Source organism: Aestuariibius insulae (assembly GCF_040783535.2).
GTDB lineage: Bacteria > Pseudomonadota > Alphaproteobacteria > Rhodobacterales > Rhodobacteraceae > Aestuariibius > Aestuariibius insulae.
This window is the reverse complement of sequence record NZ_JBFONW020000002.1, coordinates 84,481-102,205: the sequence shown is the minus strand read 5'-3', so window position 1 is coordinate 102,205 and position 17,725 is coordinate 84,481. Positions and strand designations below refer to the sequence as shown.

General features: G+C 63.4%; 18 protein-coding genes. 5 read left to right on the top strand and 13 right to left on the bottom strand.

From position 1 onward, the window contains the following. Positions 1 to 3 precede the first annotated feature (3 nt). On the top strand, positions 4 to 606 hold the full coding sequence (locus AAD018_RS06790) for a class I SAM-dependent DNA methyltransferase (protein ID WP_367314747.1): 603 nt from the start codon (positions 4 to 6) through the stop codon (positions 604 to 606). Next, a complete protein-coding gene (gluQRS, locus tag AAD018_RS06785) occupies positions 603 to 1,475 on the top strand; it encodes a tRNA glutamyl-Q(34) synthetase GluQRS (RefSeq protein WP_367314746.1) in 873 nt (290 codons plus the stop codon). Before AAD018_RS06790 ends, gluQRS begins: the two co-directional genes overlap by 4 nt. Here the strand turns inward: gluQRS and hisI are convergent. Beyond that, on the bottom strand, positions 1,446 to 1,835 hold the full coding sequence (gene hisI, locus AAD018_RS06780) for a phosphoribosyl-AMP cyclohydrolase (protein WP_367314745.1): 390 nt from the start codon (positions 1,833 to 1,835) through the stop codon (positions 1,446 to 1,448). The genes gluQRS and hisI overlap by 30 nt on opposite strands. 68 nt (positions 1,836 to 1,903) lie before the next feature. Here hisI and AAD018_RS06775 point away from each other — a divergent pair, with 68 nt between their 5' ends. Continuing rightward, positions 1,904 to 2,350, top strand: a complete 447-nt coding sequence (locus tag AAD018_RS06775) for an iron-sulfur cluster assembly scaffold protein (RefSeq protein WP_367314744.1) — start codon at positions 1,904 to 1,906, stop codon at positions 2,348 to 2,350. A gap of 315 nt (positions 2,351 to 2,665) precedes the next feature. Here the strand turns inward: AAD018_RS06775 and AAD018_RS06770 are convergent, their stop codons facing one another. From AAD018_RS06770 to sciP, 5 genes are all read right to left on the bottom strand, one after another. Further along, positions 2,666 to 2,788 (bottom strand): hypothetical protein, encoded by a 123-nt coding sequence (locus AAD018_RS06770; RefSeq protein ID WP_367314743.1) that lies wholly within the window; start codon positions 2,786 to 2,788, stop codon positions 2,666 to 2,668. Positions 2,789 to 2,887: 99 nt separating this feature from the next. Beyond that, complete coding sequence (gene recG / locus AAD018_RS06765) at positions 2,888 to 4,966, bottom strand: ATP-dependent DNA helicase RecG (protein WP_367314742.1); 2,079 nt, start codon at positions 4,964 to 4,966, stop codon at positions 2,888 to 2,890. After that, positions 4,963 to 7,299 (bottom strand): NAD-dependent DNA ligase LigA, encoded by a 2,337-nt coding sequence (ligA, locus tag AAD018_RS06760; protein ID WP_412005207.1) that lies wholly within the window; start codon positions 7,297 to 7,299, stop codon positions 4,963 to 4,965. The genes recG and ligA overlap by 4 nt, the downstream gene beginning before the upstream one ends. 204 nt (positions 7,300 to 7,503) lie before the next feature. Then, a complete protein-coding gene (ctrA, locus tag AAD018_RS06755) occupies positions 7,504 to 8,220 on the bottom strand; it encodes a response regulator transcription factor CtrA (RefSeq protein ID WP_367314741.1) in 717 nt (238 codons plus the stop codon). A gap of 147 nt (positions 8,221 to 8,367) precedes the next feature. Further along, the gene (gene sciP, locus AAD018_RS06750; protein WP_367314740.1) at positions 8,368 to 8,646 is read right to left on the bottom strand and encodes a CtrA inhibitor SciP; all 279 of its coding nucleotides are present in this window, start codon (positions 8,644 to 8,646) and stop codon (positions 8,368 to 8,370) included. A gap of 129 nt (positions 8,647 to 8,775) precedes the next feature. Here sciP and mnmA point away from each other — a divergent pair, with 129 nt between their 5' ends. Beyond that, on the top strand, positions 8,776 to 9,912 hold the full coding sequence (gene mnmA, locus AAD018_RS06745; RefSeq protein WP_367314739.1) for a tRNA 2-thiouridine(34) synthase MnmA: 1,137 nt from the start codon (positions 8,776 to 8,778) through the stop codon (positions 9,910 to 9,912). Between the two features lie 61 nt (positions 9,913 to 9,973). Here mnmA and AAD018_RS06740 read toward each other — a convergent pair whose 3' ends face one another. Further along, positions 9,974 to 10,288: a metalloregulator ArsR/SmtB family transcription factor gene (locus AAD018_RS06740; protein ID WP_367314737.1), complete on the bottom strand. Its 315-nt coding sequence runs from the start codon at positions 10,286 to 10,288 to the stop codon at positions 9,974 to 9,976. A gap of 74 nt (positions 10,289 to 10,362) precedes the next feature. Here AAD018_RS06740 and AAD018_RS06735 point away from each other — a divergent pair, with 74 nt between their 5' ends. Beyond that, positions 10,363 to 11,310 (top strand): acyl-CoA desaturase, encoded by a 948-nt coding sequence (locus AAD018_RS06735; protein ID WP_367314736.1) that lies wholly within the window; start codon positions 10,363 to 10,365, stop codon positions 11,308 to 11,310. Between the two features lie 40 nt (positions 11,311 to 11,350). Here AAD018_RS06735 and lpxB read toward each other — a convergent pair whose 3' ends face one another. From lpxB to bamA, 6 genes are all read right to left on the bottom strand, one after another. Next, the gene (gene lpxB, locus AAD018_RS06730) at positions 11,351 to 12,502 is read right to left on the bottom strand and encodes a lipid-A-disaccharide synthase (protein ID WP_367314735.1); all 1,152 of its coding nucleotides are present in this window, start codon (positions 12,500 to 12,502) and stop codon (positions 11,351 to 11,353) included. Further along, positions 12,499 to 13,428, bottom strand: coding sequence for an LpxI family protein (locus AAD018_RS06725; protein ID WP_367314734.1), 930 nt, complete (start codon positions 13,426 to 13,428; stop codon positions 12,499 to 12,501). The genes lpxB and AAD018_RS06725 overlap by 4 nt, the downstream gene beginning before the upstream one ends. Further along, positions 13,428 to 14,219 carry an acyl-ACP--UDP-N-acetylglucosamine O-acyltransferase gene (gene lpxA, locus AAD018_RS06720; RefSeq protein WP_367314733.1) on the bottom strand — a complete coding sequence of 264 codons (792 nt, stop codon included), beginning with the start codon at positions 14,217 to 14,219 and terminating at the stop codon, positions 13,428 to 13,430. The genes AAD018_RS06725 and lpxA overlap by 1 nt, the downstream gene beginning before the upstream one ends. Further along, entirely contained in the window at positions 14,216 to 14,680 is a 465-nt protein-coding gene (gene fabZ / locus AAD018_RS06715; RefSeq protein ID WP_367314732.1) for a 3-hydroxyacyl-ACP dehydratase FabZ, read from the bottom strand. Before fabZ ends, lpxA begins: the two co-directional genes overlap by 4 nt. A 67-nt stretch (positions 14,681 to 14,747) precedes the next feature. Continuing rightward, the gene (locus AAD018_RS06710; RefSeq protein WP_367314731.1) at positions 14,748 to 15,353 is read right to left on the bottom strand and encodes an OmpH/Skp family outer membrane protein; all 606 of its coding nucleotides are present in this window, start codon (positions 15,351 to 15,353) and stop codon (positions 14,748 to 14,750) included. 4 nt (positions 15,354 to 15,357) lie between these two features. Continuing rightward, positions 15,358 to 17,631 carry an outer membrane protein assembly factor BamA gene (bamA, locus tag AAD018_RS06705; RefSeq protein WP_367314730.1) on the bottom strand — a complete coding sequence of 758 codons (2,274 nt, stop codon included), beginning with the start codon at positions 17,629 to 17,631 and terminating at the stop codon, positions 15,358 to 15,360. Between the last annotated feature and the right edge of the window lie 94 nt (positions 17,632 to 17,725).

Genomic DNA, 17,725 nt, shown 5'->3' with positions numbered 1-17,725 from the left:
CCTATGGCAAACAGCTATCTCGACCGCATCTATGCCGCGCAAACCGAAGAGGAGCGGCGCCGGATCTACGCCGACTGGGCCGAAAGCTACGACATCGAACTGGACGGTGCCGGCTATGCCACCCCGTCCCGGGTGGCCGAGGCACTGGCGGGTTTTGCCGACAAGGATGCGCCTCTCCTCGATTTCGGCTGCGGCACCGGCCTCTCGGGTCTGGCCCTCCACGCCTCCGGTTTCACCACCGTCGATGGCGCCGACATCTCCCAGGAGATGCTCGCCAAAGCCCGCGAGAAAGGGATCTACCGGGATCTGACAGCCCTTACCCCCGAAGCCGGTCCGCCGACCGGCTACAGCGCAATCAGCGCAACCGGCGTCGTCAGCACCGGAGCCGCCCCGCCCGAAACCTTGGGCGCGCTGCTGCAAGCCCTGCCAAAAGGCGGCCATCTCGGCCTCAGCTACAACGATCACACGCTCGCCGATCCCTCCTATACCGGCGCGCTGAACGACTGGATCGATTGCGGCGCGGCCCGTCTCCTCTTTCGCGAGCACGGCGACCACCTCCCCGCCATCGACCTCAAGTCGATGGTCTACGTCCTTGAAAAGGCGTGAGAACCCGCTTTGCGCCGTCCCCGACCGGTCCCCTTCATCTCGGTCACGCCTTCTCGGCCATTACAGCATTTGAGATCGCTCGCGCCGCCCGTGGAGAGTTCCTCCTGCGGATCGAGGATACGGACCGCGCCCGGAGCAAGCTCGAATTCGAAGAGGCAATCCAGGACGACCTGCACTGGCTCGGCCTCCCATGGCCAAGCCCGGTCTGGCGCCAATCCGAGCGCCTCGCGATCTACGAGGCCGCACTCAACCGTCTGATTGAACTGGATCTTGTCTATCCCTGCTCCTGTACCCGGGCAGATATCAACGCAGCACTTTCGGCCCCCCAGGAAGGCGTCACCCATCTGCCGCCGGATGCGCATGTCTATCCCGGAACCTGCCGTCACCGGCCGATCTCCAGCCGCAGCACCTCCGATGCCCTGCGGCTCGATCTGGCGAAAGCTCTCGATCTGACAGGCCCGCCATCCTTCAGCGAAGTCGGTCCGATCAAGACCGGAGCCCATGAATGGAGCCGCGACAGCATGCGCGCCGATATCGGTGACGTCGTCCTCTACCGACGCGACATCAAAACGGCAGCCTACCATCTGAGCGTCGTGGTCGACGATGCGGCGCAAGAGATCACCCATGTGATCCGCGGCATGGACCTTTTCGAGGCGACACCCGTCCAGCGCGTTCTGCAGACCCTTCTTAACCTGCCCGCACCCATTTATCACCATCATCGCCTGATCCGCGACGAGACCGGCAAGCGCCTCGCCAAACGCGACGATGCCCGCGCCATCGCCGCCTATCGTGAGGCTGGCGCAACACCGGGAGAGATTCGTAACATGCTGGATCTGCCGTCAGGCATCGCCGCCAGCCGCGCCGAATGACGACACTGCGGGATCCGGGGCCGCGATCTCTTTTCCATTGCGCACCTCGGTGAAGAAACAGGTCCGCGCGCCGGTATGGCAGGCCGGTCCGGTCTGCCGGACGACCGCCAGAAGACAGTCCCGATCGCAATCGATCCGCATCTCGACCAATTCCTGCACATTCCCCGAGGTCTCTCCTTTGATCCAGAAGGCCTGCCGCGACCGAGACCAATAGGTGACCCGCCCGCTGTCCAATGTGCGCGCCACGGCCTCTGCATTCATCCAGGCCAGCATCAGCACCTCGCCGCTCGAACTCTCCTGGGCGATGACGGGAACAAGACCCTGATCATTGTAGCGCAAGGTCGCAGGATCGAAGGTCATGGCGATTTTCCTTTGGCAGCGGAGATCCGAGCGCCTATCTAGAGACGAAGCAGAGCAGAGGCCAGCCCATGACCACCGATGCCGATCTGATGAAACTCTATTCCAGCCGGATCCTCGCACTCGCGGCGGATATGCCGCGCACGACACGGCTCGAACATCCCACGGCCACGGCCAAACGTCGCTCGCCGCTATGTGGCTCGACCGTGACGGTCGATCTTCGGATCGAGAACGGCGCAATCGTCGACTACGCTCAAGACGTCAAAGCCTGCGCTCTGGGCCAGGCGGCCGCCTCCGTCGTCGGATCCGGCATCATCGGCCTGACCGAAGAGGAGATCCGGCGAGGCCGAGACGCCCTTCACGCGATGCTCAAGGAGGATGGACCGGTCCCAGCCGCACCTTTCGACGGACTTGAAGTCCTGCAACCGGCCAAGGACTACAAGAACCGCCACGCCTCGATCATGCTCGCCTTCGATGCAACCCTCGACGCCTTGGAGGCAGCCAAGGCCCGCACCTGACCAACGCTTCCGAGAGAAAGAATTTTCTAGAAAATTCTTGTCTTCAAAGTCTTCCAGAAGACTTTGCCCTTCAGGATTTTCTAGAAAATCCTGCCACCTCATGAAAAAACCGCCGCACTTCCGATAGGAAGGCGGCGGAGGAAAAGCGTGTCCGTGTGGGACCCGATCGCTTTGGCCGGAGGGGCAGGCAAAAACCCGTCAGGCAGGGAGGTGAAACAGGCAGGAAACCCTCCATTCTCGCATCAAAGGTTGGGACAGGGATGCGAGGGGCAGATCGGCACGGACCGCAGGCAGGTCGGTCTCTCTCAGGTCTCCTCAGAACAGACCAGGCAGAGAGAGCCCGACAAACAGCATCACAACGAGAGACACAGCTCCGATTGCATCCCCGATGATCGTCTCGCGAGAGCGGATCAGGGCGCTTTTGATATCGTCGGCCATTGGCTGTCTCCTTCGTTTCGTTGACCTTTTGTTCTCATTTATGAACAGTTCTGTAAAGAACTTTTTAAGAACATCTGAGAACAAAACAGGTTTTCAACCCTAACCAACTGATATCAAACGAATTGCCTTATCCTGCTCCATCAACCACAACAGAACCCGCACCGCTTGCCCCCGCTCTCCCGTCAGATCGGGATCGCCTACCAGCAGCGCGCGCGCATCAGACCGCGCCGTCGCCATCAGCCCCGCCTGCCGCTCCAGATCGGCGATCCGGAAGCGCGGCAGCCCCGATTGCGCGGTTCCGATGACATCGCCCGCCCCCCGCATTGCAAGATCCTCCTCCGAGATCCGAAACCCGTCTTCGGTCTCGCGCAATATCTGAAGCCGCCGCTCGCCGCTTTCGCTCAGCGGCGCCTGATACATCAGCAGACAGGTCGACGCCGCCGCCCCGCGCCCCACACGACCCCGAAGCTGGTGCAGTTGCGCAAGTCCAAAACTCTCCGCCCGCTCGATCACCATGATCGACGCATTCGGCACGTTCACCCCGACCTCGATCACCGTCGTCGCGACCAGCACGCTGGTCTGACCGGCGACGAACCGCGCCATGGCCGCATCCTTCTCGGCAGGCGGCATCTGCCCGTGCACCAACCCGACGACGCCTTCACCAAGGGCCGCACGCAGCGCCTTGAACCGCTCCTCGGCGGCGGTCATGTCGAGCGTCTCGCTTTCCTCGACCAAGGGGCAGACCCAGTAGGCCTGCCGCCCCTCGGCCACCGCCGCGCGCAGCCGCTCGATCACCTGATCCATCTTCGCTGTCGCCACCAAAGCTGTCGTCACCGGCCTGCGCCCCGGCGGCTTCTCGTCGAGAACCGACACCTCCATATCGCCGTATTGCGCTAGCTCCAGACTGCGCGGAATGGGCGTCGCCGTCATCACCAGCACGTCGACCGCTTCGCCTTTCGCGCCCAGCTCCAGCCGTTGGCGAACCCCGAACCGGTGCTGCTCGTCCACGACCGCAAGCCGCAGATCGGCAAAGCCCACATCCCGCTGGAACACCGCATGGGTACCGACAAGGATCTGGATCTGCCCGCCCGCCAGCGCCTCCAGCTTGGCTCGTCGCTCCGTCCCCTTGTCGCGGCCGGTCAGGATCTCAAGCACCACGCCCGCCGCCTCGGCCAGGGGTTGGAGCCCCTCCAGATGTTGCCGCGCGAGGATCTCTGTCGGCGCCATCATCACGCCCTGCCCGCCCGCCTCCACGGCGGCCAGCAGCGCGCAGAAGGCGACTAGCGTCTTACCCGAGCCGACATCGCCCTGCAGCAACCGGTTCATCCGCACCGGACGCGCCAGATCCCCCACGACCTCCTCGATCGAGCGCATTTGCGCCCCCGTCGGTTCATACGGCAAGGAGCCAAGGATCTTCGCCCTGAGCCGCCCATCCCCGGCGCTTGCTCGTCCCGGCAAGGCCCGGTCCCGAGCCCGCGCCAAGGCAAGCGTCACCTGATGGGCAAAGATCTCGTCATAGGCCAGCCGCTGCCGCGCCGGATCCGCCAGACCGGCGATGCCCTCCGGATGATGGGCAGCCTCCAGCGCCGCCCGCCATCCCGGCCAACCCTCCCGCACCCTCAAAGCCGGATCGATCCACTCCGCCAGCTCCGGCGCCCGCGCCAGGGCAGAGCTCACCGCCTTCGCCATCCCCTTCTGCGTCACCCCGGCGACCAGCGGATAAACCGGCTCGAACAGAGGAAGCGTTTCCGCCTCCTCCAGCGGAACCGCGTGATCAGGATGGACCATCTGCGCCAACCCGTCGAACAGCTCCACCTTGCCCGACACAAGCCGCCGTTGGCCGACCGGCAGAAGCTGCGTCAGGTAATCGCCGCCCCGGAAATAAAGGATCTGAAACGCCGTCTGAGCGTCGGTTACATCGATGCGGTAGGGCCCGCCCCGGCGGTTGGGCGGGCGGTGCCGCTGTACCTCGACCTCAACCGTCAAAACGCTCGGCAGCGGCGCGCCCTGAACCGTCTCGCGCCGCCTGCGATCCACGACCGTATGTGGCAGCGTCATCAACAGATCGCGCGGCGTCTGGACCCGAAGGGCGGCCATCACCGCCGCCGTCTTCGCTCCGACCCCCTCAAGCGAGGTTAGATCGGCGAAAAGCGGGAACAGAACCTCCGGACGGCTCATGCCTCTCCGATCAGGGCCAGCCAGCCATCCTCGTCGAGCGTCTCGATCCCCAGCTCGGCCGCCTTCTGGCCCTTCGATCCCGCCCCCGGACCGGCCACGACCAGATCCGTCTTGGCCGAGACCGAACCGGAGACCTTGGCCCCGAGCGCTTCGGCCCGCGCCTTGGCCTCGGCCCGGGTCATCCGCTCCAGCGATCCGGTGAAGACCACCGTCTTGCCGGCCACCGCGCTACCCGTCGCCACCGCATCGGGCGCCTCGACCGTGAGCAACCGCACCAGACGGTCGATCGAGGCCCGCTCCGCCGCCTGCTGCAGAGTCGTCACGAGCGAGACCGCGACCGTCGCTCCGATCCCGTCGATCCCGACCAGATCCTCCCAGGCCGCGCGCGCCTCGGGCGTCACCGGACCGGCATCCCAGACCGCATCGCGCGCCTTCTTGACCGCCGCACGACGCCCCTCGCTTGCCGCCGCCTCACGCTCTGCCAGTTCGGCCGCATCGGCGGCGAGATATCGCTCCGCCGCAGGCGCGGCCAGATCCGCCGCCCCGGCCAGCGCCTCCCAACTTCCGAAATGCCGCGCCAGATCCGACGCCGCGACCTCGCCCACATGCCGGATCCCCAGGGCAAAGATCAGCCGCGCAAGGGCAATTCTCCGACGCTCCTCGATCGCCGCAAACAGGTTAGATGCGGATTTCTCCCCCCACCCCTCGCGTTGGAGCAGGTCCTCGCCATGCCGCTTCTGCAATGCGAAGATATCCGCAGGCTCCGCGATCCAGCCCTCGGCATGGAACTGCTCGACCTGTTTCGAGCCAAGCCCTTCGATATCGAAGGCCCCCCGGCTAACGAAATGTTTCAGCTTTTCAACGGCCTGAGCAGGACAGATCAGCCCGCCGGTACAGCGCCGGACGGCATCCCCCTCCTCGCGCACCGCCGCCGATCCACAATCGGGGCAAACCTCCGGGAAGACGTAGGGCCTGGCCTGCTTGGGCCGTTGGCTCAGATCCACATCGGCAATCTTGGGGATGACATCGCCCGCGCGATAGACCTGCACCCGGTCGCCGACGCGGATATCGCGACCTTCGCGGATCGGCGCGCCGTTGGCATCGCGACCCGCGATATAATCCTCGTTGTGCAGCGTCGCGTTCGAGACGACGACCCCGCCCACCGTCACCGGATCGAGCCGCGCTACGGGGCTAAGCGCGCCGGTCCGGCCGACCTGAATGTCGATGCCCGCAAGTCGCGTCCAAGCCAGCTCTGCTGGAAATTTATGCGCGATCGCCCAGCGCGGCGTGGTCGAACGCAGTCCAAGCCGCCGCTGATAGTCCAGATCGTCCACCTTGTAGACGACCCCATCGATGTCGTAGCCCAGCGTCGCACGGTTCGCCTCGATCTGCGCGTAATGCGCGATCATCTCCTCGACGCTCTCGCACCGGCGGGTCAGCGCGTTCACCTCGAACCCCATCGCTTCGAACCGCTCGAGCGCCTTGCTTTGTGTCTTGGCCAACGGTTCCGACAGGCTTCCCCAGGCATAGGCAAAGAACTTCAAAGGGCGCGCCTTCGTGATCTCCGCATCCAGCTGCCGCAGCGATCCGGCCGCCGCATTACGCGGATTGGCGAAGGTTTTGCCGCCGTCCGCCTCTTGCCGCGCGTTCAGATCGGCGAAATCGGCGTGGCTCATATAGACCTCGCCGCGCACTTCCAGCAGGTCGGGAGCACCCTCGATCTTTTGCGGGATGTCCCCGATCGTGCGCGCATTCGCGGTCACGTTCTCACCAACGCGGCCATCCCCACGCGTCGCGGCCTGCACGAGCACGCCTTTCTCATATCGCAAGGAAAGCGACAGGCCATCGATCTTTGGCTCGGCCGTGAATGCAATCGGCCCGTCCACTCCCAGATATCGCCCGATCCCGCTGACGAAATCCGCGACGTCCTCGTCAGTAAAGGCGTTGCCCAGCGACAGCATCCGCTCGGCATGGGTGACTTTCGAGAACCCTTCCTTCGGCGCAGCCCCGACCAGATCGCTCGGACTGTCAGCCCGCTTGAAAGACGCAAACCGCGCTTCCAATGCGGCGTTCAGCTGTTTGAGTGCGTCGTAATCCGCATCCGACAGATCCGGCGCGTCATCCCCATGGTAAGCGTCATTTGCAACGCCAAGGACCTCGGCCAAACGCGCCAGCACCGCCTCGGCATCGACCTCGCTCACCTCGTCTGCGCTTAAAGAAAGCAGATCCTTGACCAAGCGCTCAGGGACCTCAGCCTCACCAGCTTTCGACTTTCCCTGACCGTTTGCCGGCCACGAGAACGCCGAACGTTCATCGGAAGAAGGATCGTCCATGAGGCCACTCCGGCATGCTCTGCGTCTTGCAGCCTAAGTGATAGGGTCGGCCCGCGATCCCGTCCAGCGGTTCGGGATCGGGCCTAGATATCGCGTGCTCCTATACCGCTACCTGTCTCGCGAAAAGATCGGACACCGCCCGATATCTGATGCATCGCTTCTATATCGCGGAAAGAAGGCGACCCGGTCAGGGCCGCCATCCCATCAGGCGCCGATCGCGATCCGATCCGTTGCGAGTGTGGACGGTTCAGGATCGCGCAGGACATATCCCCGGCCCCAGACCGTCTCAATATGGTTGTCGCCATCGGTCGCGGCGGCAAGCTTCTTGCGCAGCTTGCAAATGAAGACATCGATGATCTTCAGCTCAGGCTCGTCCATGCCGCCATAAAGATGGTTCAGGAACATCTCCTTGGTCAGGGTCGTCCCCTTGCGCAGGCTCAGAAGCTCCAGCATCTGGTATTCCTTGCCGGTCAGATGGACAGGCCTACCGTCGACATCCACCGTCTTGGCATCGAGATTTACCGTGATCCGGCCCGTTCGGATGATCGACTGCGAATGCCCTTTTGAGCGCCGGATGATCGCGTGGATCCGGGCAACAAGCTCTTCGCGATGGAACGGCTTTGTCAGGTAATCGTCAGCGCCGTAGCCAAAGCCTTTCAGCTTGCTTTCCGTGTCGTCACTGCCCGACAGGATCAGGATCGGCGTCTCGATGCGCGCCAGGCGCAATTGCCGCAGCACGTCATAGCCGTTCATATCCGGCAGATTGAGATCGAGAAGAATAAGATCGTAGTCGTACAGCTTGGCCAGATCGATCCCCTCTTCTCCCAGATCCGTCGCATAGACGTTCAGATTGGCGTGGGATAGCATCAGTTCGATGCTCTTCGATGTCGTTGGATCGTCTTCGACCAGCAATACTCGCATGACGTTTTGTCTCCGCTCTCTCGTTTACTCGACGCTACCCCGCCCCGGCACATGCCGGCCCCTTGACGATCCGCGTTCCATGGGTCTGAACCCTGTCGAGGAAAGGTTAATCATAAGTTACTCGCCTATAACTTTTGCGCATTCATCCTAAAGTTGTCTATATTTTTGCAGTGCAGTGGCCTTCAATGCGGCTTCTCCGTGACTATCGACTAAACTAGACCAACCCAAAAGCTCTTCTTCGGACAGCTCGTACATCGATATCGCCTCTTCGGACGTGATCAGGCCACCCTGAATCGCACGGATCACCGCCGCCTTGCGCGATGCGACCCATCGGCCCGTCCCCGGATCGGGAAGATCCGCCCGGGTCATGACGCTGCCATCGGGCAACGTGACGGCGCGCGGGCCGTCGATCTTTCGCAAATACATCTCGCTGGTTTCCTTTCTGCCTGTCGCGGGCTTCATATCGCAGCGTCAGGCTTAAGGAGCGGTGAAAGCCGCCCTTGTTAGTATCTTGCATTTTCATATATTCCGCCCGACTTTACCGGAGCTGATCCCATGCCCCTCGATCCCGCGATCAATTCGCTCGGCTTTGCCAAGGCCCCCGCCGACACGCGCGTCGTCGTTGCCATGTCCGGCGGCGTGGACAGCTCTGTTGTGGCCGCGCAGCTGGCCGAAGAGGGCTACGATGTGGTTGGCGTGACGCTCCAGCTTTACGATCACGGCGCGGCCCTCGCCAAGAAAGGGGCCTGTTGCGCAGGACGCGACATCCATGACGCCCGGCGCGTCGCCGAAGAGATGGGCTTTCCCCATTACGTTCTGGACTATGAAAACATCTTCAAGGACGCAGTGATTGACGAATTCGCCGACAGCTATCTGGGCGGCGCGACCCCCGTGCCCTGCATCCGCTGCAACGAACGGGTCAAGTTCAAGGACCTGCTCGCCACGGCCAAGGATCTCGACGCCGACTGCATGGCCACGGGCCATTACATCCAGCGCAAGATGGGCACCCATGGCCCAGAGCTTCACCGCGCCGCCGATACTGCGCGCGACCAAAGCTATTTCCTCTTCTCGACCACGTCCGAGCAGTTGGACTACCTGCGGTTCCCCCTCGGCCACCTGCACAGCAAGGCCGAAACCCGCGCGCTCGCCAAACGCTACGGCCTTCCTGTCGCGGACAAGCCTGACAGTCAGGACATCTGCTTCGTGCCGAACGGAGACTACGCCGCCGTCATCGAAAAGCTGCGCCCCGGCGCGGCCGATCCCGGCGAGATCGTGGATACCGAAGGCCGCGTGCTCGGCACCCATACCGGCGTCATCCACTACACGGTCGGCCAGCGCCGCGGCCTCGGCATCGGCGGGCTGAGCGATCCGCTCTACGTCATCAAACTCGACGTCAAAACCCGCCGCGTCATCGTCGGCCCGCGCAAGGCTCTGGCCACCCGCCGCATCCCCGTGCGCGAGATCAACTGGCTCGGGGACGGCCCCTTTGAAGAGGCGAAAGGCCAAACGGTCGAGGTCAAGATCCGCTCCACCCGCCCCTCGGGCGACGCGGTCCTGCACCCGATCTCAGCCACTGAAGCCGAAATCGAGCTCATGACCCCCGAAATCGGCGTCTCTCCCGGCCAGGCCTGCGTCTTCTACGACCCCGGCAGCACCCGCGTGCTTGGCGGCGGCTGGATCCACAAAGGCTGAGACCAGACTGCGATTACATAAAGCCTGCCGACATCTCAGTATCGATTTGTGACGGTAGACTTCAATCCGGGTCACTTTCCGCGCACCGTTCTGCCTTAAGGGTCCGGCTTGGCGGACAGACCTCCTGCATAAACTTGGCCAACGTGCTTCCAAGGTTATCGGCCTTCATGCCGTATTTTACGAATTGACCTTCGCGCTTCTTCCAGATCAGGTCCGCCGCTTCCAAGATTGAAAGATGCTTGGAAACAGCCGGTTGAGACATCTCAAACCGATCTGCCACAACACCGGCGGTCAGAGGGCCCTCCGACAAATAGGCGAGTATCCTGCGCCGCGCGGTTGACGCCAAAGCCTCAAACACCTTATCGGGGCTTGACATGATTTCACCTTTTAACTTATTAGTTATATATCTTTATTCTTATAGATTTATCTTCTCGCCTTCGAGGTTTCAAGATGCGCCTATATGCCACGGAACGCGTTTTATCCGATAGTTCAACCGACGCCATGACCGGTACAACTCGTTGGGACATTTCTAAATCGCTCTGGCTCTTTGCGATGATCCTTGGTGGCCTCGCAGCGATCACCCTCACTCCAAGCTGGGGCGGTTTTCTAGTGTTTCTCGGAACAACCGCCATCACGATCTGTGCAGGGCACTCTGTCGGTATGCATCGCCTGCTCATCCACCGCTCGTTTCAAACACCAAAATGGCTTGAATACCTCCTCGTCTGGCTTGGCACCCTCGTCGGCATGGCAGGTCCATTCGGCATGATCCGCGCCCACGACATGCGCGATTGGCACCAGCGTCAATCCGAGTGCCCGCCGCATCCAAGCCACAACGCCAGTTTCTGGCGCGATGCTTGGTGGCAGATGCACTGCCGTTACGATCTCGACCACCCTCCGCGTTTCGAGATCGAGTCTGAAATCGCCGACGATCCCGTCTACCAATGGATCGAGCGTCACTGGATGGCCCAACAACTCTTCATTGCCATCCCGCTCTTTCTCGGTGGGGGCATCGGCTTTGTTCTATGGGGCGTCTGCCTGCGCGTTGCTGTCTCGCTGATCGGCCATTGGCTGGTCGGGCACTATGCACACAAAACCGGGCACCAAGGCTGGTATATTGTGGGCCTGCCGGTTCAGGGGTACAACCTTCGCGGCCTCGGTCTGATCACCTTTGGCGAAAACTGGCATTCCAATCACCACGCTTTCCCGCATTCGGCTAATCTCGGAATCGGAAAAGACCAAACAGATCCCGGTTATTGGCTTATCAAAATACTCGAAGCGATGGGTTTGGCCCATACGGTTCTCGGTCCCGAAGATCGGCCCGAACGCATCGGACTGACGAAAATCGAAACCAAGCCAATGCGCCACAGCGGAGCAGATCTCAAAACTCGACATCCATGACACCTTGTGGAACAGAGGGCAGGCGCGCCGTTCCCGCCCCTCACAACCGGTCCAGCACCGCCCGCGCGGCTCTTAGCCCAGGCGCCTCTCCGCCCGCGCCGAGCCGCTCCATCGTCAGCCGCATCGCCTCCGCTTGGGCCTCGGGCCCGTCCAGCACGTCCAGAAGTGCAGGCGCAATCTTCTCGGGCACACAGTCCGCCCCGATGAATTCCGGCACCGCCCGGGTCTCGCTTACCAGATTGACGAGCGTCACCGTATCGACCCGCAGCATCCGCCCGATGATCTGCCGGCTCAGCCACGCCATGTCATAGGCGATCACCATCGGCGTGCCCCCCGCGGCCAGCTCCAGCGACACCGTCCCCGACGCCGCAAGCGCCGCATCCGCCGCCCGAAACGCCGCTCGCTTCGCATCCCCGGAGGCAAACCCGTCAAAGCCGTCCGGACCCAAGACCAAAGGATCGCCCGCCCACGTCTTCGTCAGCCGCACCACATCGTCTCGCACCCCTGAGACCGTCGGCACGACGACTCGCAGATCGGGCTGCACAGCAACGACCCGCTCCAGCACCTTCCCGAAGACCGGCGCAAGCCGCGCGACCTCTCCCTGGCGAGAGCCCGGCAGGACCAGAACGCAAGGCGCATCGCCGATCCCCGCCACTGATCGAAAGCGCGCGGCATCCGCTTCCGTCGCCAGAGGCTCGGCCACCACCGGATGACCGACGAAATCGCAGGCCACCCCCGCGGCCTCCATGTAAGGCGGCTCGAACGGCAAAAGCGCCAGAACCTGATCGACCAAAGCCGCCATCTTCTCAGCCCGCCTGGGGCGCCAAGCCCAGACCGTCGGCGCCACGTAATGTACGATCCGGATGCTCGACGTCGCCTTCACCCGTTTCGCCACCCGCAGGCAGAAATCGGGGCTGTCGATGGTAATCAGCACATCCGGCTGCGCCTCCAGCACCGCCTCTGCCATCTCCGCGATCCGCCGCTTGAGATCGAAATAGCGCGGTAGCACCTCGGCCAGACCCATCACGCTCAGCTCTTCCATTGGGAACCGGCTGATCAAACCTTCCCCGATCATCCCCGCGCCCCCGACCCCGTCGAAGACCACACCGGGCGCCAGCTCCTTCAGTCCCGCCATCAAAGCCGCGCCCAGCTTGTCGCCCGACGGCTCTCCGGCGATCACAAAGACCTTCACCCGCGCACCCACAAAACCAGCCCGAGCCGGTCCGCCAAAGCCACGCAGCGCGGGCGGTCGATCACCATAACCCCGCCTGCCTCGGTGACGATCCCGTCCAAGCCAACCGCGGCGCCCAACGTCACCGTCTCAGGCCCGATCACCGGCAGATCGATCCGCCGCTCCTGCCCCGGCTTCGGCGCTTTGTAGAGGATCCCGCCCGGCGGCAGGGCGGGATCGCGACTGCTCGCCCCACTGCGCGGTGCTTCCGGTCCCGAGAGCCAATCGGCCACATCGCCCAGCATGTCCCCCACCGCATCAGCCGCCCAAAGCACCGGGTTCTCTTCATCGCGCGCCTCGGGAACCATCAGCGAGCGCAGCATCCACGCCGTCCCCGGGATCGCCTCGACCGCGAGCACCTGCCCGCCCGCGACCACGCAAGCCTGTCCTATGTCGGCGGCCCCCATGGCGGCCACGACCTCGGCGCCACGTGCCGCATCCGCCTTCAACGCTGCATCAGGACCAGCTTGCGTCAACACCCCGACCTTCGGCAGCAGCTCCGGCGCAACCTCATGCACACCGACCACGGCAAATCCGGCCTCCTCGAAAATCGCCACGATCTCGCGCAAAAGCGCATCATCCCCGCGCGCAAAGACCGGCTGCAGTCGCGCAAGGATCGGCGCCGTCGCCGCATCCACCCGTGCCATATCAAGAGACGGTCGCGTCATCGCCCCGGCAAAGACAACCCGGTCCACACCGCGCCGATGCAGCTCTGAAATCAGCGTTCCCAAAGTCTCCAGCCGATAGGACAAGCGCTGCCCGGCACCCGGCGCGGAAACCTCAACGCCCTCCATCTCGCAAAGTACCACGGGCTCGCCCCGCGCGCGGCAGGCGGCGACCACCAGCCCCGGCAGCTCTCCTTGCCCGGCGAAAAGCGCCAAAGCCATCAGATCGGCGTCAGGAAATGCCGGTCACTCTGCTCCAGCACGAAGGCCAGCATTCGGTCCACATAGGCGCTCTCGCTTTCATCGGCGAGCCGCCTGGCACGGTCGTGAAACGTGCCGTCCCCCTGTCGCAGCGCCTGAAACGCGGCCCGCAAAGCAGTGATGTCAGACCGGCTCACACCCTTGCGCTTGAGGCCCACGAGGTTCAGCCCCTCCAGCTGCCCGCGCGGTCCGTGAACCAGACCGTAAGGGATCACATCCTGCGCCACCATCGTCACCGCCCCGATAATCGCGCCCTGCCCGATCCGCACGAACTGGTGCACCCCGGACAGCCCGCCAAGGATCACGTCATCCTCGATGATGCAATGGCCGGCCACGGCAGACGAGTTCACCATCGTCACCCGGTCGCCGATCCGCGCGTCATGGGCGACATGACAGCCCGCCAGAAAGAGCCCGTCATCGCCCACGCGCGTTACCCCGCCGCCGCCCGCCGTGCCGGTATTCATCGTCACATGCTCGCGGATCCGGTTGCGCGCGCCGATCCTCAGCCGCGTTGCCTCGCCCTCGAATTTGCGGTCCTGCGGGATCTCTCCGATGACGCAGAAGGGAAAGACTACGCTCTGCTCGCCGATGACCGTATCGCCGGTGACGACCACATGGGATTTCAGCTCCACCCCGTCGCAGAGCACCACATCGGGCCCGACATGGCAGAACGGCCCGACGATGCAGCCCGCGCCGACCTGCGCGCCCGGCTCGACGATGGCACTCGAATGGATCTGGGCCGCGCGCGTCACGATGCGCCCAAATCCATCATCGCGGTGAACTCCGCTTCGGCCGCCATCTCGCCATCGACCGTGGCCACGCCCTTGAACTTCCAGACCTTGCCGCCCGGCTTGCCGCGGAGCGTCTCCAGCTTCATCTCAAGCACATCGCCGGGGCCGACCTTGCGGCGGAACTTGCAGCCATCGATCGCCATGAAATAGATTAGCATGTTGCTGTCCTGCAGCCCCAGCCCCACGCCCACCATGACGCCGGCCGTCTGCGCCATCGCCTCTACGATCGTCACGCCCGGCATGATCGGCGCGCCCGGAAAATGGCCCTGAAAATGCGGCTCGTTGAAGGTGACGTTCTTGATCCCCACCGCCGAGGAGGTCCCGTCGATATCGCGGACCTTGTCCACCAGAAGAAACGGATAGCGATGAGGCAGGATGCGCTGGATCAGATCGATATCTGCGGTCGTCGGAGTGTCGGACATGGGCGCCTTTCCTGATCAGTCTTCCGCGACAGTTAGCCCCAACCTCCCGCGCGGGCAAGGACACGCGCTACGGCTCTGATGCCGGGACCTCTTCGGGCGGTACGACCTCGGGCGGTCCGTTCTGCTGAAGAAGCACGCGGACATCCATGACCTCTCGCCCTGCCCCGATCCGGGCATCGACCCTCTCGACAATGGGTTCGGTCACATCGACCGCGGTCACGCTCACATAAACGTCGCGCCGCTCCAGCACGACGAGCGCGCCCCGCTCGGCCATGATCTCGAGCAGCACAGCATTCACCACAGGCCTCAGCCGCCGCTCCGCCTCCGACGGGATCTGGCGCAGCAAATCCTCTCGCGCGTCGCGCTCGCGGCGAATGCTCTGCACCTTGGCGTCGAACTCCTCGGCCACCAGCTGAAACGCCTCGGGCGTCAGATCCGGGCGCCGCTCACTGATCGCCTGCTCTTCGGCCTCCAGCGATTCCTGAATGGCGCTGTTCTCCATCTCAAGCGTATTGCCCGCCGTTTCGAACTCTTCGCCGACGCGCCGCCCGAACTGAGTGTCGGACAGGACCCTCTCGAAGTCGAAGACCAGGATCGGCGACGGGTCCAACTCCTCCTGCGCCTGAACCGCACCGGCCCAGATCAGGACCAGCGCAGCGATCACAGCACGCATCGGATCAGAACCGGGTCTGGATCGTGATATCGAAGCTGCGGTCGCGGTCTTCCTCTTCCTTCAGGAAGGCATTGGTGAAGTTGAACCGCAACGGCCCGATGGGCGTCGTCCAGAACAAAGCGAGCCCCGCCACGCCGCGCGGCGTGAAATCGTTGTAAAGGATATCCACACCGTCGACCTCCCGGCCCACATCCCAGACCGACCCGTAATCGATGAACGCGCCGCCAGAGATCCCGTATTCCTCCGGCAAACCCAGCGGAAACTCCGTCTCGAGCCGCAGAACGGTAAAGAGATTGCCGCCAAGCGCATCCTCCGTCTCCGCATCGCGCGGACCGATCCCGCCGCCTTCGAAGCCGCGCATTACCCGGCTGCCAAGAAAGAAGCGGTCCGTCACCCGGCTTTCCCCGTCCGAGAAGGTCAGCGCCCCGCCTTCCAGCGTGGCCCGCAGGGTCACGTCCTCTCCAAAGATCTGCCGTTCGGCCGCCGCCAGAAAGCTGGTCCGGATAAACGTCTGATCCCCGCCCAGACCGGCAAAATCCTGGCCAAAGCGCAAAACCACCCCGCCCGTCGGATTGAACCCCGACCGCCGCGAATCGTAGCTGTAGGAATAGCCCAGCGCGCTTGAAACCAGCAGACCGTCCTCGGCCTCCTCAAAGATCAGAAGGCTCGCCCGGTCATCGGGATCACTCGTCCGCTCGCCCTGCACGTCCAGCAGATCCTGCGCCTGCAAGCGGTAGCGCACCGTCAGCCTGCCATTCTCGCTGACCGGAAAGGTCAGCGACGGGCTGAACGTCAGCGATTGCGTGTCGTAAAGCGCATTTTCGTTGTCCGTCGTCCGGTATCCCAGATCCAGCCCAAACCGCAGATCCCGCCCCAGAAAGGCCGGCTCGGCAAAATCGAGGCTCAGGGCCTGGCTCGACTCCGCCGTCGAGATGTCAAAGGCCAAAAGCTGCCCGCGTCCCAGGAAATTCCGCTCCCGGAAGTTCGCAGCAAAGCCGACCCCGCTATCGGTTGAAAAGCTGGCCCCAAAGCCCAATGATCCCGTCGGCTGCTCCTCGACATCCACATCGACGACCACTTGATCGGGCGACGAGCCTTCGCGCGTCTCGACACTGGTATCGGCAAAGAAGCCCAGCGCCCGGATCCGCTCCGAGGCGGCCCGAATCTCGCGGGGATTGAAGGGATCGCCCTCGACGACGCGGAACTGCTGACGAATGACCCGGTCGAGCGTCGTTGTGTTGCCCTCGATATCGATCCGCTCGACGAAAACACGCTCGCCCCGGCTCAGCACGAAGTCCACATCCAGCTCGAGCGCCCGGTCGTTGCGTGTGATCCGCGGCTCGACCCGCACGAAGTTCAGCCCTTGTCTGAGGGCCAGGACCTCAAGCCTCGAAATCTCGGCCTCCAGAAGCGCGGGATTAAAGACAACACCCGGCCGCAAACGGATCGCATCACTGTAGGCATCCGCGTCGATCTCCTGCAGATCGCTGCTCACCCCGATCCGGCCGAACCGGAATTGCTGCCCTTCTTGCACGTTGAACGTGATGAGAAACGCATCCCGCTCCCGCGTCAGGGCCGCATCCACGTTCTGAACCTGAAAGTCGACATAGCCGCGCGAGCGGTAGAAGTCCGTGAGCACCTGGCGGTCGAACTCGATCCGGTCCGCCACGAATGTATCCCGGCCAATGACCTGGCGGAACAGACCGGCCTGCTTGGTTTCAAGCACGCGGCGCAATCGCCGGTCGGAATATTCGGTATTGCCAACAAAGCTGATCCGCTCGATCTCGGTCAGCCCGCCTTCAAAAATCTCGAAAACCAGATCGACGCGGTTGTCGCTGCGGCGGATGATGCGCGGCGTCACCGTGGCCGAAATCCGGCCCTGCTGCGCATAGGCTTCCGTGATAATCGCCGTATCCTGCTCGGCTTGGGACGGGCTGTAGACCCGGCGCGACTGACTTTCGACCAGCGATCCCAGATCCTCATCAGACAGCCTTGAATTGCCCTCAAAAGCGATGCGGTTGATCGTCGGAAACTCGACCACCCGGATCACGAGCGTCCCGCCCTGCGGGACGATATCCACGCTTTCGAACAGGCCCGAGGCCCGGATCCGCTGCGCCGCATCGTTGAGTTCGCCGGCGCTCAAAGCCTCGCCGCGCGTGATCCCCGCGAAGGTCAGGATGGTCGCGGCCTCGACCCGCTGGTTGCCCTCGATCAACACCTGGTTGAACCGGAACTGCTGCGCCTCTGACGCCGCGCCGAGACTCAGAAAGAGGCTCATAAAAAGAGAGAAAAACCAAAGACGAGGCCCAACCGAGCCTCGTTTCAGCGCCGCCGCGCATAGACCCCGCATCATCGACCCGCCCTGTTCATTG